This is a genomic window from Bordetella pseudohinzii, assembly GCF_000657795.2.
Taxonomy (GTDB): Bacteria; Pseudomonadota; Gammaproteobacteria; order Burkholderiales; family Burkholderiaceae_B; genus Bordetella; species Bordetella pseudohinzii.
In genome coordinates this window covers 42,712-56,685 of record NZ_JHEP02000015.1, presented here as the reverse complement: position 1 = coordinate 56,685, position 13,974 = coordinate 42,712, and the positions used below count along the sequence as shown (strand labels likewise).

Genomic DNA, 13,974 nt, shown 5'->3' with positions numbered 1-13,974 from the left:
TTGCCGAACCCAATAAAAACGGCGCCTCATCAAGGCGCCGTTTGGGTCCAGCCTGCCGCTTACTTGTTTTCGGCGGGCTTGCTTTCCGGAGCGGCCGGCGCCTGGGGCACCTCGGCCGGCGTGCCGGGCACGGTCGAGGGCGCGGACGGCACCTGCGGCACCGAGGCGGCGCCGCCGGTGGCCGGCGTGCCCGGCGCCTGAGGCACCGAGCGGTCCTGGAAGTTCTGCATCACGCCGCTCTCGATGGCCGGGCCGCTATTGCCCTTGTGCGAGACATAGGCCAGGCCGGCCGTCGTGACGAAGAAGACCACGGCCGCCCACTTGGTGCTGCGCGACAGGAAGTTCGCGGCGCCCGAGGCGCCAAACAGGCTGCCCGCGGAACCGGAACCGAAAGAGGACCCCATATCGGCGCCCTTACCCTGCTGCAACAGCACCAGGATGATGATAGCCAGCGCCGAGATCACCTGGACGGCCAGCAGGATGGTAAGCATCAAAGACATTACAGACTCCGGACGGAAACTTTAATTTGCGGCGATGCGCAAGAATTCTTCGGCCACCAGCGAAGCGCCGCCGACCAGCGCGCCGTCGATATCGGCCATGGCAAAAAGACTGGCGGCATTGGCGGCCTTGACGCTGCCGCCATACAGCACCTGGACCTGGCCGGCGCCCAGCTTGACCAGGGCCGCGCGGATGGCCGCGTGGACTTCCTGGGCCTGCTCGGGCGTGGCCGACAGGCCGGTCCCGATGGCCCAGACCGGCTCATAAGCCAGCACCATGCCTGCGACGGCCTCGCGGCCCAGCGCCAGCACCGGCGCCAGCTGGCGCTCGATGATGGCCAGCGTCTGGCCCGCTTCGCGCTCGGCCAGCGACTCGCCCACGCACACCACCGGCACCAGGCCGGCGGCCAGGGCGGCGCGCGCCTTGTCCGCCACCTGCTGGTCGGTTTCGCCATGCAGGCTGCGGCGCTCCGAATGGCCGGCCAGCGCCCAGCGGCAGCCGAACTCCTTCAGCATGGCGGCCGAGACTTCGCCGGTAAACGCGCCCTTGGCCTGCGCGCTGACATCCTGGGCGCCCCAGCTGATGGCGCTGCCCGACAACTCGGCGCTGGCCTGAGCCAGATAGGGAAACGGCACGCAGACGCCGATCTCGCAGTGCGAGGCAGGGTCGGCGGCGCGCAGGGCGGCGAGCAGGCTGGCGTTCTCGGCCAGGCTGCCGTGCATCTTCCAGTTGCCCAGCACCAGGCGGGTACGGCGAGTGGCGGCGTTTTCGGTCATGCGCTCAATGGGTTGGGGGCTGTTCAAAGGCGAAGCCGGCCTGGCCGAAAAGCGGCCCGCCGGGCATCCGCCGGGAGTCAGCCATTACGGCCTACCAGGCGAAAAAGCAGGGCGCGGAAAACCCGCACCCTGGGTCAAACCCATGATTGTATCGTGTTGGGGCGGTTTTCGCCGCCCCGCCCGTGTTACACGGTGAGGATGATTTTCCCGATCTGCTCGCCCGCCTCCATCATGGCGTGGCCGCGAGCGGCCTCCTCCAGCGGCAGCGTGGCGTGGATGATGGGCTTGATGGCGCCCTGCTCCAGCAAAGGCCAGACCTTTTCACGCAGCGAACGGGCGATCGCGCCCTTGAACTCGACCGAACGGGGACGCAAGGTGGAACCCGTCACCGTCAGGCGGCGCCGCATCACTTCGGCGGTGTTGATGGTCGCCTTGGCGCCGCCCAGCTGGGCAATGATGACGATGCGGCCATCGTCGGCCAGGCAGCTCAGATCGCGGCCGATGTAGTCGCCGGCCACCATGTCCAGCACCACATCCACCCCCTTGCCGCCGGTCAACGCCTTGATTTCCTGGACAAAATCCTGCGTCTTGTAATTGATGCCCTTGGCGCCCAGCCGCTCGACGGCGGCGACGCGGTCATCGCTGCCCACCGTGGCGAACACCGTGTGGCCCAGGGCGCGCGCGATCTGGATGGCCGTGGTGCCGATGCCGCTGGCGCCGCCGTGCACCAGCAGGCTTTCGCCGGCCGACAAGGCCCCGCGGTCGAAGACATTGCTCCAGACCGTGAAATACGTCTCGGGCAGGCCGGCCGCCTCGATGTCCGACAAGCCCTTGGGAATGGGCAGGCATTGCAGGGCCGGCGCGACACAGTACTCGGCGTAGCCGCCGCCGGCCACCAGGGCGCAGACCTTGTCGCCCACCTTGAAGCCGCCCGCCGCGGCATCGCCGGCGACGATTTCGCCGGCCACTTCCAGGCCCGGCAGGTCCGACGCCCCCGGAGGCGGCGCGTAATTGCCCAGGCGCTGGAACACATCCGGACGGTTGATGCCGGCCGCCGTCACCTTGATCAGGACCTCGCCCGGCCCCGGCTCGGGCGTCGGGCGCTGGGCCGGCACCAGGACCTCGGGACCACCAGGATGGGTGATTTCTACTGCGCGCATGACTTGTCTCCGTCCTTCGTTGAGCAAATGGATTATTATGACGCCCTTTGCGGAAAACCTGCGCCACGCCCCGGCGGGCATCAGGGTTTCCTGGCGCCTCGCGCGTCGCCAGATCAAGGAAGCGTGGCCGAGTGGTTGAAGGCACCGGTCTTGAAAACCGGCAAGGGCTTATACCCTTCGTGGGTTCGAATCCCACCGCTTCCGCCACATGCTCTGCCGCACCCATGGCGAAATTGGTAGACGCAAGGGACTTAAAATCCCTCGCCGCAAGGCGTCCCGGTTCGATTCCGGGTGGGTGCACCAGATAAAAACAAGCACTTGGCCCCCGATGCGGACACCGGGGATTGCGGCCATGCTCAGGGCCGAACCTTGGTCTCGAGGGCGCGCCTGAGCGGCTCGATCCGCGATTCGGCACGGTCCGGAGAGAACTTCGATGGACTCTCCAGGCGGCTCGGGTCGGAAACCACGAACGGAACCGGCGAGGTCGCCCTGATGATCTCGCTGGCCCAATCGCACAAGGCGGGCGGAACATCCTTGGCGGCCACGATATCCGCGGCCAGCTTGACATAGTCGCGCCCGATCTCGCGCTCCTTCCAGGAGGTCTGGAACATCCAGCCCAGCACGGCCACCACCAGGGGGACGGCCACGGCGGCAAAAATCTGCACCCAATCTCGCAATGCGGCACGTTGCTCCGGCGTCATAGGCACTCCTTTATCGACACAGGCATGCTTGCCGAAAAGCCGCTGACGGTCTCACGGATACACCCCATATCGGACCTGGCAGAGAAGACTCGTCCGGCCAGCGCTATACTGCCCCCGTCCCTGCCCCAAGCGTCGGCGTCCCGCCGCTCCCGCCTCATCTTGTCCCAGCCCGCTCCCTATATCGTCCTCGACGCCTGCGTCCTCATGTCCAACATCGTGCGCCGGCTGATGCTGCGCCTGGCCGCGGCCCAGGTTTACCAGCCGGTGTGGACGGAACGCATCGGCCAGGAATGGCGGCGCAATGCGGCGCGCCTATGGGAGGTGCCGCCGGCCTTTCTGGATGAGCAATGGGCGCAGATGAATACGCAGTTCCCGCAAGCCCTGGAGCCCGATATCGAGCCCTACGAGGCCGGGCTGCGCTATAGCGACCCCAAGGACTTCCATGTCATCGCCGCCGGCCTGGCGCGCCGCGCGCGCTGCGGGCTGCAGGTGCCGCCGGTGGTGCAGGTCGCCACCTGGAACCTGAAGGATTTCAATCGCTCGGAAATGCGCCGCCAGGGGCTGGACGCCTTCAATCCCGACACCCTGATCGCGCGCTGGCATGCGCAGCATCCGCAGGCCGTGCTGGAAGCGCTGGCCCCCGTGCCCCAGGACTACGTGGCGCTGGGCCGCGAGGCCGAGCCCCTGGCCGCCACCCTGCACCGCGAGCGCCTCTATCGGGTCAAGAATCTGGTTCAGTGATCGTGATTGCTGGCGGCAAAGCCAGCGTCATTGAGGATGCCGATGACTTCCTGGATGTGCTCGGGCCCCCGGGTCTGCAGCACGAAATCCACCTCGACATTGCGCACCGGCAGGGCCGTGAACGCGCGTTGGTGATGGACTTCGGTGATATTGGCGTGGGCGTCGGCGATCAGCCGGGTCGCCTGGGCCAGGGCGCCGGGCAGGTCGCGCAGATCCACCCGTATGCGGGCCAGGCGCCCTGCCCGCACCATGCCGCGCTCGATGAGTTCGCCCAGCATCAGGGGATCGATATTGCCGCCGGTGAGCACCAGGCCAATGCGCTTGCCCTTGTAGTGATTGGTGCCGCGCGCCTTGTCCAGCAGCAAGGCGGCCAGGCCGGCCGCGCCGGCGCCCTCGACCACGGTTTTTTCGATTTCCAGCAGGACGACGATGGCGTGCTCGATGTCGGCCTCGCCGACCAGTTCGATACGGTCCACCAGCCGGCTGACGATCTCCTGGGTGAGCGTGCCGGGCGATTTGACCGCGATGCCTTCGGCGATGGTGTAGTGCCCACTGTCCATGGAGACGCCGCGCACCGCCGCATACATCGACGGAAAGCGCTCGGTCTGCACGCCGATGATCTCGATGCCGGGCTTGATGGCCTTGGCGGCCGTGGCCACGCCGGAGATCAGGCCGCCCCCGCCGATGGCGATGACGATGGCGTCCAGGTCCGGCTGGGTCTCCAGCATCTCGATGCCTATGGTCCCCTGCCCGGCGATGACGGCCTCGTCATCATAGGGGTGGATCATGGTCAGGCCGCGCGCCTGGGCGAGCTCGAAGCCGTGCGCCTTGGCATCGTCGAAGGTATCGCCGGCCAGCACCACCTCGGCGCCGAAGCGCTTGGTGTTGGCGACCTTGACGGTGGGCGTGAAGCGCGGCATGACGATCACGGCGGGCACCTGCATGCGCTGGGCGTGGTAGGCCACCCCCTGGGCGTGGTTGCCGGCCGACACCGCGATCACGCCCTTGGCGCGCTCTTCGGGCGACAGCGTCAGCATGCGGTTGAGCGCGCCTCGCTCCTTGAAGGAAGCCGTGAACTGCAGGTTCTCGAACTTGAGCCAGACTTCGGCGCCCAGGATGTCCGACAGCGTGCGCGACAGCGTGAACGGGGTCTTTTGCACCTGCCCGCGCAGATGGTCGCGGGCGGCTTGGATGGCGGCAAAATCGATCATGGCTAAGCCGGTCAGCGCACCGGCAGAAAATTGAAGAACATCAGGCCCTGGGCATAGTTGATCCCTACGCGCCGGGAGTTTTCGCCCAGCAGGTTGGCGATCAGATCCAGCCGACCGATGATAGCGCCGAACTCCCGTTCAAAGCTGAGATTCGTGGCCGTGGAGGACATTTCATTGGCCAGCAGCAGCGACTCGCCCTGGGGATTGCGGCGCGAGGACAGCAGCCAGGCGGCCGCCTCGACGTTGCGCGCGGCATTGAAGATGCGCTGGCCGTCCAGCACATCGGAGACATAGAAGCGGGTTTTGTCGTTATGCGCGGCCAGTATGGTGTCGGCCATGCCGTAGATGAAGGCGGCCACGCGGTCGCCCTGGTAATTGGGATCCAGCGCCACGGCCAGCACCTGGATATCGCGCAGGCCCGCCAGCCCCGCCGGCGCGCGGCGCTCGTCGACCAGGCGCTTGACGTAGGCCACGGCGGCGGCCTGGTCGGCCACCCCGGACTTGCGCCACTCGCGCGGATTGCGCCGGTAGAGCTTGTCCAGCAGGGTATACAGGCTGTTGAAATTATCGCGGACTTCGAGGGTGACGGTGCGGTTGAAGTCGGTCTGGGCCAGTTGGTCGGCCGACATGGGTTCGCTATGCGGCACCCGCCCCGACGATGGGGTCGCGGCAGGCGCCACGCAGCCCGCCAGGCCCCAGCCTGTTGCCAGTATCGTCGCGGCCAGCCGCCATCCCCTCATGCCCGATTCGCCAGTCCTCTGCCGTCATCCGCAGCCCGCGGAACTGCCAAGACTTTACCGGATTTGCATCAACCCGCAAGCCGGGATGTTCCCGCTTTTTTGCAAAGAAAAGAAAAACGGCGCCCGAAGGCGCCGTTTTCCTGCCGGGGCAAACCGATTACTCGGCCTGCGGCTCGGACTGGGCTGCCGCCTCGGCGGCAGGCTGTTGCTGCTGCTCGATGCCGCCGATGGCCTTGATCGACAGGCGCAGGCGGCCCTTGTCGTCGGCCTCGATGACCTTGACGCGGACCTGCTGGCCGACCTTCAGCACATCGTTGATGTTGGCGATGCGGTAGTTGGCGATTTCCGAGATGTGCAGCAGGCCGTCGCGGCCCGGCAGCACTTGCACGATGGCGCCGAAATCCAGCAGGCGCAGCACGGAACCGTCGTAGATCTGGCCGACTTCGACATCGGCGGTCAGTTCGACGATGCGGCGCTGCGCTTCCTTGGCCTGGGCCTCGTCCACGCTGGCGATCACGATGGTGCCGTCATCGGAGATGTCGATCTGCGTGCCGGTCTCTTCGGTCAGCGCGCGGATGGTGGCGCCGCCCTTGCCGATCACGTCGCGGATCTTCTCGGGGTTGATCTTGATGGTCAGCATGCGCGGCGCGAAGGCCGACAGCTCGGTGCGCGAACCATCCAGGGACTCGCGCATCTTGCCGAGGATGTGCAGGCGGCCTTCGCGGGCCTGGGCCAGCGCCACCTGCATGATTTCCTTGGTGATGCCCTGGATCTTGATGTCCATCTGCAGCGCGGTGATGCCGTTCTCGGTACCCGCAACCTTGAAGTCCATGTCGCCCAGGTGATCTTCATCGCCCAGGATGTCGGTCAGCACGGCGAACTTGCCGTCTTCCAGGATCAGGCCCATGGCCACGCCAGCGACGTGATCCGTGGTCGGGACACCGGCGTCCATCATGGCCAGCGAACCGCCGCAGACCGAAGCCATGGACGACGAGCCGTTGGACTCGGTGATTTCCGAGACGATGCGGATGGTGTACTGGAAGTCCTCGGGCTTGGGCAGCACCGACACCAGCGAACGCTTGGCCAGGCGGCCGTGGCCGATTTCACGCCGCTTGGGCACACCGATGCGGCCCGTTTCGCCAGTGGCGAAGGGAGGCATGTTGTAGTGCAGCATGAAGCGGTCGCGGTACTCGCCCATCAGGGCGTCGATGATCTGCTCGTCCTGCTTGGTGCCCAGCGTGGCCACCACCAGCGCCTGCGTTTCACCACGGGTGAACAGGGCGCTGCCGTGGGCGCGCGGCAGCACGCCCAGGCGGATGCTGATCGGACGCACGGTGCGGGTGTCGCGGCCGTCGATACGGGGCTCGCCGTTCAGGATCTGGCTGCGCACCAGGCGGGCTTCCAGGTCGAACAGGATGTTGTCCACGGTCACGCCATCGGGCGCTTCCTGGCCGGCCGCGGCGGCCTGCTCGGCCAGCTTGGCCGACACGTCGGCGTAGACTTCGCGCAGCTTGGTCGTGCGGGCCTGCTTTTCGCGGATCTGGTAGGCGGCGTTCAGGCCTTCCTGGGCAGCGGCGGTCACCGCGCTGATCAGGGCTTCGTTCTTGGGCGCGGGCGCCCAGGTCCACTCGGGCTTGCCGGCGTCGCGCACCAGGTCATGGATGGCGTTGATGGCGGCCTGCATCTGTTCATGGCCGAACACCACGCCGCCGAGCATGATGTCTTCGGACAGCTGCTGGGCTTCGGATTCCACCATGAGCACGGCGTTTTCCGTACCGGCGACCACCAGGTCCATCTTGGAGGTCTTGAGCTGCGAAGCGGTGGGATTGATGACGTACTGGCCGTCGATATAGCCCACGCGGGCCGCGCCGATGGGGCCATTGAACGGGATGCCCGAGATGGCCAGGGCGGCCGAGGCGCCGATCATGGCCGGGATATCGGGATCGATTTCCGGATTGACCGACAGCGTGTGGATGACCACTTGGACTTCGTTGTAGAAGCCTTCCGGGAACAGCGGGCGCAGCGGGCGGTCGATCAGGCGGGAGGTCAGCGTTTCCTTTTCGGAGGGTTTGCCTTCGCGCTTGAAGAAGCCGCCGGGAATGCGGCCGGCCGCATAGGTCTTTTCGATGTAGTCGACGGTCAGCGGAAAGAAGTCCTGGCCGGGCTTGGCCTTCTTGGCGGCGACGACCGTGGCCAGCACGACGGTGTCCTCAACGGACACAAGCACAGCGCCGGAGGCCTGGCGAGCGATCTCGCCGGTTTCCAGTACGACCGTGTGCTGGCCGTATTGGAAGGTCTTGGTCACTTTATTGAACATGACGATGGTTCCTTGCAAATGAAAAACCGTGGCCGTCGCGACAGCGTCGCAGCGACCACGGTTGCGTCATGGGGAGCCAGCCCCGTCGATCACTTGCGCAGACCGAGTTTTTCGATCAGAGCGCGGTACGAATCGGGATTGCGGCCCTTGAGATAGTCGAGCAGTTTGCGACGACGGCTGACCATGCGCAGCAGACCGCGGCGCGAGTGGTGGTCCTTCGCGTGTTCCTTGAAGTGACCGGTCAGTTCGTTGATGCGGGCGGTGAGCAGAGCCACCTGGACTTCGGGGGAACCGGTATCGCCTTGCGCGCGTTGGAACTGCGAAACGATTTCGGCTTTTTTGATGTCAGCAACAGACATTATTGACCTCTACGGACATGCGTCAGGGCCGAGGTGCCCGGACGTGGGTTGAAAAAACACTGCTTTATCATCAATACGGCGATGCGTTTTGGCGCGCATCGCCCGGCCCGCATATCCCATGTGCTCTCTATGCACGGAAGATGCGGATCGAAAAGGATTATAGCCGATTCGCTAAAATGGATCGCGGCGCCCTCCCGGCCCGCCCCAGAGGATGGCAAAATCGGGGACAGCCCCCGTTCAGGAGAATACTCATGTCCCGCTCGCACACTCTGGCGCGCGCCTTGGCAGTAGGCGCCGCGGTAGCCGTCCTGGCCGCCTGCGCCCCCATGACCCAGGTCCCGCCTGGCTCGCCCTACGCCAGCGTCGTGAGCCAGTACGGCCAGCCCAATTTCAGCTGTCAGCTGCCCGACGGACGCCAGCGCGTGATCTGGACGCAGCAGCCCATGGGCCAGTATGCCTGGGGCACCAACCTGACCGCCGACGGGCGGATCGAACAGCTCGAAGCCCTGCTGACCGATGCGCATTTCAAACGCCTGGGCGAAGGCGTCTGGTCGGCCGAGCGCGTGCGCTGCGAATTCGGCCCGCCGGCGGAAATCCGCGAGACCGGCCTGCCCAGCGTGCGCCAGGTCGTCTGGGCCTACCGCTATCGGGAATCCAGCGTCTGGAACTCGCTGATGTATGTCTATATGGGCCGCGACGGCCAGCAGGTCACGCGCTTCCATCCCGGGCCGGACCCCATGTACGAAGAGCGCGACCGCGGCTGGTGGTAGGCGCCCCAACAAAAAGGCCGCCCCGGGGCGGCCTTTTTGCGAGACGGCTTACTGGCCGCGGCGCTCTTGCTGCAGCCTGCGCGCCCGGCTCCAGCGCCAGGCCATGATCACCCAGCCCGAGAACCCATAGAGCACGAACAGGCCAAAGAGCACGACCGGGGGATCGCTGGAGACGAAGACAAAGACGGCCACGACCACCAGGATGCCCCAGAAAGGCACGCTGCGGCCCAGCGCGAAGCTCTTGCCGCTGAAAAACGGCGCGTTCGACACCATGGCCACGCCGGCATAGGTCGTCAGGCCGAAGGCCACCCAGGCCATGATGCTGTCGTGGATGGGCAATTTGTTGTCGATGGCCAGCCAGACGAAACCGGCCACCAGCGCGGCGGCGGCCGGGCTGGGCAGGCCCTGGAAGAAACGCTTGTCGACCACGGCGATATTGGTATTGAAGCGCGCCAGCCGCAACGCGGCGCCCGCCACATAGACAAAGGCCGCCAGCCAGCCCCAGCGGCCGAGATCCTGGAGTATCCACTCGTAGGCGACCAGGGCCGGGGCCACCCCGAAGGAGGTCATGTCGGACAGCGAATCATATTGCTCGCCGAACGCCGACTGGGTGTTGGTCAGGCGCGCCACGCGGCCATCCATCCCGTCCAGCACCATGGCCACGAAAATCGCGATGGCCGCGGTCTCGAACCGGTCGTTCATGGCCTGCACCACGGCGTAAAAGCCCGCGAACAGGGCCGCCGTCGTAAAGGCATTGGGCAGCAGGTAGATGCTGCGATGACGATTCTCGGAATCGCGCATGTTGAAATTGGGCATGGCGTATGGGTACTTCCGCAAGCTTTGTAAGGTGAAAGGTTAACTCATCTGGCCCTGCTTGAGGCAAGGCAGGCGCCCGCCGTCGCGGCGGGCTTGCCGCCGGCGGGCGCCCCCGGACGCAAAAAGGCCGCCCGCAGGCGGCCTTTTTGCTGAACCGACGCGATCAGTTCTTGGACTTGTCCACCAGCTTGTTAGCGGCGATCCAGGGCATCATGGCGCGCAGCTTGGCGCCCACCACTTCGATCTGCGATTCCGCGTTGATGCGGCGGCGCGAGGTCAGGGTCGGCGCGCCGGCGGCGTTTTCGAGGATGAAGCGCTTAGCGTACTCGCCGGTCTGGATGTCGGTCAGGCACTGGCGCATGGCCTTGCGGGTTTCGTCCGTCACGACCTTCGGGCCGGTCTCGTACTCGCCGAATTCGGCGTTGTTCGAGATCGAGTAGTTCATGTTGGCGATGCCGCCCTCATAGATCAGGTCGACGATGAGCTTGAGCTCGTGCAGGCACTCGAAATAAGCCATCTCGGGCGCGTAGCCGGCTTCGACCAGGGTGTCGAAACCCGCCTTGATCAGCTCCACGGTGCCGCCGCACAGCACGGCCTGTTCGCCGAACAGGTCGGTTTCGGTCTCTTCGCGGAAGTTGGTCTCGATGATGCCGGCACGGCCGCCGCCGTTGGCGCTGGCATACGACAGGGCCACGTCGCGGGCAGCGCCCGACTTGTCCTGGTAGACGGCCACCAGGTGGGGCACGCCGCCGCCTTGCGAGTAGGTCGAGCGCACGGTGTGGCCAGGCGCCTTGGGGGCGACCATGATGACGTCGATGTCTTCGCGCGGCACGACCTGGCCGTAGTGCACATTGAAGCCATGGGCGAAGGCCAGCGCGGCGCCGGCCTTGATGTTGGCGTGCACTTCATTGCGGTAGACCGCGGCGATGTTCTCGTCGGGCAGCAGCATCATCACGACGTCGGCGCGCTTGACGGCTTCGGCGACTTCGGCGACTTCCAGACCGGCGTTGGCGGCCTTGTTCCACGAGGCGCCGCCCTTGCGCAGGCCGACCACGACCTTGACGCCGGAATCATGCAGGTTCAGGGCGTGGGCATGGCCTTGCGAGCCGTAGCCGATGATGGCGACGGTCTTGCCTTTGACGAGGGAGAGATCGCAGTCTTTGTCGTAGAAAACTTTCATGGTTGCTCCAGATGCTTTATTTCGAAAATCGTTGAATTCAGGGTGTAGGGTACTGCGGATGCCGGTCAGAGCTTGAGGATGCGCTCGCCGCGGCCGATGCCGGAAACGCCGGTACGGACGGTTTCCAGGATGGCGCTGCGGTCCAGCGCCTCGATAAAGGCCTGCACCTTCTCCTGGTCGCCGGTCAGTTCGATCGTGTAGGACTTATCCGTAACGTCGATGATGCGGCCGCGGAAAATATCCGCCATCCGCTTGACTTCTTCACGCTCTTTGCCGACCGCGCGCACTTTGATGAGCATGAGCTCGCGCTCGATGTGCGCGCCTTCGGTGAGGTCGACCACCTTGACCACATCCACCAGGCGGTTCAGGTGTTTGGTGATCTGTTCGATGACCTCATCCGATCCGACGGTGACCACCGTCAGGCGCGACAGCGTCGCATCCTCGGTGGGCGCCACGGTCAGCGTTTCGATGTTATAGCCGCGCGCGGAAAACAGGCCAACCACGCGCGACAGCGCGCCGGGCTCGTTCTCCATGAGCACAGAAATCACGTGTTTCATGGTGGCCTCCTTACAGATCCTCGGAACCGAGCAGCATCTCGGTCAGCCCGCGGCCGGCCTTGACCATCGGCCACACGTTTTCGGTGCGGTCGGTGATGAAGTCCAGGAAGACCAGGCGGTCCTTATGCTTCTTGAATGCCTCGCGCAGCGCCGGCTCGACGTCGGCCGGGCGCTCGATGCGCAGGCCCACGTGGCCATAGGCCTCGGCGACCTTGACAAAGTCGGGCAGCGAATCCATGTACGACTCGGAATAGCGCGAGCCGTAGTCGATCTGCTGCCACTGGCGCACCATGCCCAGGAAGCGATTGTTCAGGCAGACAATCTTGGGCGTGAGGTGGTATTGCTGGCAGGTCGACAGTTCTTGGATGTTCATCTGGATCGAGGCCTCGCCGGTGATCACGGCGATATCCGTGCCCGGGTTGGCCATCTGCACCCCCATGGCGTAGGGCAGGCCCACCCCCATGGTGCCCAGGCCGCCGGAATTGATCCAGCGGCGCGGCTTGTTGAACTTGTAGTACTGCGCGGCCCACATCTGGTGTTGGCCCACATCCGAGGTGACGAAGGCGTCGCCGCCGGTCACTTCCCAGAGTTTCTCGACCACGAACTGCGGCTTGATGACCTCGTCGGAGGGCGCGTACTTCAGGCATTCGCGGCCGCGCCAGGCCTCGATCTGCTGCCACCACTTGTCCTGGGAAGCCGGCTTGGTTTCCTGGCGCGCCTGCTCGTAATGGCCGATCAGCTCGACCAGCACGTCCTTGACGTTGCCGACGATGGGCACATCGACCCGCACGCGCTTGGAGATCGACGAGGGATCGATGTCGATGTGGATGATCTTGCGGGCATTCTGGGCAAAATGCTTGGGATTGCCGATCACGCGGTCATCGAAACGCGCGCCGATGGCCAGCAGCACATCGCAGTGCTGCATGGCCATATTGGCCTCGTAGGTGCCGTGCATGCCCGGCATGCCGACAAAGCGATGATCCGTCGCGGGCAAGGCGCCCAGGCCCATCAGGGTGTTGGTGCAGGGCGCGCCCAGCAGGTCCACCAGCTTGCGCAGCTCATCCGACGCATCGGAGAGGATCACGCCGCCGCCGGTGTAGATCATGGGGCGCTCGGCGCCCAGCAGCATCTGCACGGCCTTTTTGATCTGCCCCTGGTGGCCCTTGGTGACGGGCGCATAGGAGCGCATGGCAATCTCGCCCTTCTTGGGCGTGTACTTGCACTGCGCGACCGTGATGTCCTTGGGGATGTCGACCAGCACCGGTCCGGGACGGCCCGTGCGCGCGATATAGAAGGCGCGGCGCAGGGTTTCGGCCAGATCCTTGACGTCACGCACCAGGAAGTTGTGCTTGACGCAGGGCCGGGTGATGCCGACGGTGTCGCACTCCTGGAAGGCGTCCTCGCCGATGGCGGCGGTGGGCACCTGGCCGCTGATGATCACCATCGGGATGGAGTCCATATAGGCCGTGGCAATGCCGGTGACGGCATTGGTCACGCCCGGACCGCTGGTCACGATGCAGACACCGACCTTTTGCGACGCGCGCGAATAGGCATCGGCGGCATGCACGGCAGCTTGCTCGTGGCGCACCAGGATGTGCTGAAACTTGTCTTGCTTGAAAATCGCGTCGTAGATGTAGAGCACCGCGCCGCCGGGATAGCCGAAAACGTGTTCCACGCCCTCTTCGGCCAGGCAGCGCACGACGATATCGGCGCCATTGAGTTCCATGTTGTCTTTCCTTTCTGTACCGGCCCTGTTTCCCTGGTTGTCGCTCGCCCGGATACGGCGGCGACGGAACCCGTACCTGGCACGGCAGCATGATCCGGCGCTTTGCGGCTCACGGAGCCACGCCACCCGGACACCCTGCCGACCCGGCACACGCTCGTCAGAGACGCAGTGCAAACGCCCAAGAAGGCGTCGGAGGTCGAAATGGAAGCCTTGGCAACACACGCTTGTGGCGCGGCCAACAGCAGGTATTACTGGCGCAGCAGGCCGCGGAAGGTGGCCCGGGCCCTGCTCGCCCGCGCGCCGGATTCGGATAGCAGGCCGGCGCAAGAGGGGGCAATTTACCGCGTTGCGGCATCCTCCGCAAATCGGGGTGTCGCCGGGGCGCATCGGCGGCCGCTTTTTGGCGCCGCCGCGAGTTTTTC

The 13,974-nt window shown here is 65.5% G+C and carries 14 protein-coding genes and 2 tRNA genes; 4 read left to right on the top strand and 12 right to left on the bottom strand.

Features of this window, described 5'->3' with window-relative positions; translation table 11 throughout:
• Positions 1 to 59: 59 nt before the first annotated feature.
• The 3 genes from secG to L540_RS17565 all read right to left on the bottom strand — a co-directional run bounded on the left by secG (position 60) and on the right by L540_RS17565 (position 2,434).
• Positions 60 to 500 (bottom strand): preprotein translocase subunit SecG, encoded by a 441-nt coding sequence (secG, locus tag L540_RS17575; protein ID WP_043213609.1) that lies wholly within the window; start codon positions 498 to 500, stop codon positions 60 to 62.
• Between the two features lie 21 nt (positions 501 to 521).
• Positions 522 to 1,274 carry a triose-phosphate isomerase gene (tpiA, locus tag L540_RS17570; protein WP_043213607.1) on the bottom strand — a complete coding sequence of 251 codons (753 nt, stop codon included), beginning with the start codon at positions 1,272 to 1,274 and terminating at the stop codon, positions 522 to 524.
• 185 nt (positions 1,275 to 1,459) lie between these two features.
• Positions 1,460 to 2,434 (bottom strand): NAD(P)H-quinone oxidoreductase, encoded by a 975-nt coding sequence (locus L540_RS17565; protein WP_043213604.1) that lies wholly within the window; start codon positions 2,432 to 2,434, stop codon positions 1,460 to 1,462.
• Positions 2,435 to 2,551: 117 nt separating this feature from the next.
• Here L540_RS17565 and L540_RS17560 point away from each other — a divergent pair.
• Both L540_RS17560 and L540_RS17555 read left to right on the top strand, forming a co-directional pair.
• Positions 2,552 to 2,641: transfer RNA gene (locus L540_RS17560), tRNA-Ser, on the top strand.
• An 11-nt stretch (positions 2,642 to 2,652) separates the two neighbouring features.
• Positions 2,653 to 2,737 (top strand) — tRNA-Leu (locus L540_RS17555).
• A gap of 53 nt (positions 2,738 to 2,790) precedes the next feature.
• Here L540_RS17555 and L540_RS17550 read toward each other — a convergent pair.
• The gene (locus L540_RS17550; protein WP_060831940.1) at positions 2,791 to 3,135 is read right to left on the bottom strand and encodes a hypothetical protein; all 345 of its coding nucleotides are present in this window, start codon (positions 3,133 to 3,135) and stop codon (positions 2,791 to 2,793) included.
• 204 nt (positions 3,136 to 3,339) lie between these two features.
• Here L540_RS17550 and L540_RS17545 point away from each other — a divergent pair, with 204 nt between their 5' ends.
• Positions 3,340 to 3,876: a PIN domain-containing protein gene (locus L540_RS17545; RefSeq protein WP_043213779.1), complete on the top strand. Its 537-nt coding sequence runs from the start codon at positions 3,340 to 3,342 to the stop codon at positions 3,874 to 3,876.
• On the opposite strand, the gene L540_RS17540 is transcribed toward L540_RS17545, so the two are convergent.
• The 4 genes from L540_RS17540 to rpsO all read right to left on the bottom strand — a co-directional run bounded on the left by L540_RS17540 (position 3,870) and on the right by rpsO (position 8,503).
• The gene (locus L540_RS17540) at positions 3,870 to 5,087 is read right to left on the bottom strand and encodes a threonine ammonia-lyase (RefSeq protein WP_043213599.1); all 1,218 of its coding nucleotides are present in this window, start codon (positions 5,085 to 5,087) and stop codon (positions 3,870 to 3,872) included. The two genes, L540_RS17545 and L540_RS17540, sit on opposite strands and share 7 nt — an antisense overlap.
• Positions 5,088 to 5,098: 11 nt before the next feature.
• Positions 5,099 to 5,827, bottom strand: a complete 729-nt coding sequence (locus tag L540_RS17535; RefSeq protein ID WP_043213597.1) for a hypothetical protein — start codon at positions 5,825 to 5,827, stop codon at positions 5,099 to 5,101.
• A 157-nt stretch (positions 5,828 to 5,984) separates the two neighbouring features.
• Entirely contained in the window at positions 5,985 to 8,144 is a 2,160-nt protein-coding gene (gene pnp, locus L540_RS17530; RefSeq protein ID WP_043213595.1) for a polyribonucleotide nucleotidyltransferase, read from the bottom strand.
• Between the two features lie 89 nt (positions 8,145 to 8,233).
• A complete protein-coding gene (gene rpsO, locus L540_RS17525; protein ID WP_012418311.1) occupies positions 8,234 to 8,503 on the bottom strand; it encodes a 30S ribosomal protein S15 in 270 nt (89 codons plus the stop codon).
• A 251-nt stretch (positions 8,504 to 8,754) separates the two neighbouring features.
• Between rpsO and L540_RS17520 the strand changes: the two genes are divergently transcribed.
• Positions 8,755 to 9,273: a hypothetical protein gene (locus tag L540_RS17520; protein WP_043213592.1), complete on the top strand. Its 519-nt coding sequence runs from the start codon at positions 8,755 to 8,757 to the stop codon at positions 9,271 to 9,273.
• A 48-nt stretch (positions 9,274 to 9,321) separates the two neighbouring features.
• Here the strand turns inward: L540_RS17520 and pssA are convergent, their stop codons facing one another.
• The 4 genes from pssA to L540_RS17500 form a co-directional block, all read right to left on the bottom strand.
• Positions 9,322 to 10,089, bottom strand: coding sequence for a CDP-diacylglycerol--serine O-phosphatidyltransferase (pssA, locus tag L540_RS17515; protein WP_043213591.1), 768 nt, complete (start codon positions 10,087 to 10,089; stop codon positions 9,322 to 9,324).
• A 163-nt stretch (positions 10,090 to 10,252) separates the two neighbouring features.
• Positions 10,253 to 11,269 carry a ketol-acid reductoisomerase gene (gene ilvC / locus L540_RS17510; protein WP_043213590.1) on the bottom strand — a complete coding sequence of 339 codons (1,017 nt, stop codon included), beginning with the start codon at positions 11,267 to 11,269 and terminating at the stop codon, positions 10,253 to 10,255.
• A gap of 65 nt (positions 11,270 to 11,334) precedes the next feature.
• On the bottom strand, positions 11,335 to 11,826 hold the full coding sequence (gene ilvN, locus L540_RS17505) for an acetolactate synthase small subunit (protein ID WP_029579087.1): 492 nt from the start codon (positions 11,824 to 11,826) through the stop codon (positions 11,335 to 11,337).
• Positions 11,827 to 11,836: 10 nt separating this feature from the next.
• Entirely contained in the window at positions 11,837 to 13,939 is a 2,103-nt protein-coding gene (locus tag L540_RS17500) for an acetolactate synthase 3 catalytic subunit (protein ID WP_268902908.1), read from the bottom strand.
• Positions 13,940 to 13,974 lie beyond the last annotated feature (35 nt).

Excerpts from the sequence above, each read along its gene's own strand:
- secG (WP_043213609.1), bottom strand. The coding sequence starts at position 500 with ATGTCTTTGATGCTTACCATCCTGCTGGCCGTCCAGGTGATCTCGGCG.
- tpiA (WP_043213607.1), bottom strand. The coding sequence starts at position 1,274 with ATGACCGAAAACGCCGCCACTCGCCGTACCCGCCTGGTGCTGGGCAAC.
- L540_RS17565 (WP_043213604.1), bottom strand. The coding sequence starts at position 2,434 with ATGCGCGCAGTAGAAATCACCCATCCTGGTGGTCCCGAGGTCCTGGTG.
- L540_RS17550 (WP_060831940.1), bottom strand. The coding sequence starts at position 3,135 with ATGACGCCGGAGCAACGTGCCGCATTGCGAGATTGGGTGCAGATTTTT.
- L540_RS17545 (WP_043213779.1), top strand. The coding sequence starts at position 3,340 with ATGTCCAACATCGTGCGCCGGCTGATGCTGCGCCTGGCCGCGGCCCAG.
- L540_RS17540 (WP_043213599.1), bottom strand. The coding sequence starts at position 5,087 with ATGATCGATTTTGCCGCCATCCAAGCCGCCCGCGACCATCTGCGCGGG.
- L540_RS17535 (WP_043213597.1), bottom strand. The coding sequence starts at position 5,827 with ATGAGGGGATGGCGGCTGGCCGCGACGATACTGGCAACAGGCTGGGGC.
- pnp (WP_043213595.1), bottom strand. The coding sequence starts at position 8,144 with ATGTTCAATAAAGTGACCAAGACCTTCCAATACGGCCAGCACACGGTC.
- rpsO (WP_012418311.1), bottom strand. The coding sequence starts at position 8,503 with ATGTCTGTTGCTGACATCAAAAAAGCCGAAATCGTTTCGCAGTTCCAA.
- L540_RS17520 (WP_043213592.1), top strand. The coding sequence starts at position 8,755 with ATGTCCCGCTCGCACACTCTGGCGCGCGCCTTGGCAGTAGGCGCCGCG.
- pssA (WP_043213591.1), bottom strand. The coding sequence starts at position 10,089 with ATGCCCAATTTCAACATGCGCGATTCCGAGAATCGTCATCGCAGCATC.
- ilvC (WP_043213590.1), bottom strand. The coding sequence starts at position 11,269 with ATGAAAGTTTTCTACGACAAAGACTGCGATCTCTCCCTCGTCAAAGGC.
- ilvN (WP_029579087.1), bottom strand. The coding sequence starts at position 11,826 with ATGAAACACGTGATTTCTGTGCTCATGGAGAACGAGCCCGGCGCGCTG.
- L540_RS17500 (WP_268902908.1), bottom strand. The coding sequence starts at position 13,939 with ATGCGCCCCGGCGACACCCCGATTTGCGGAGGATGCCGCAACGCGGTA.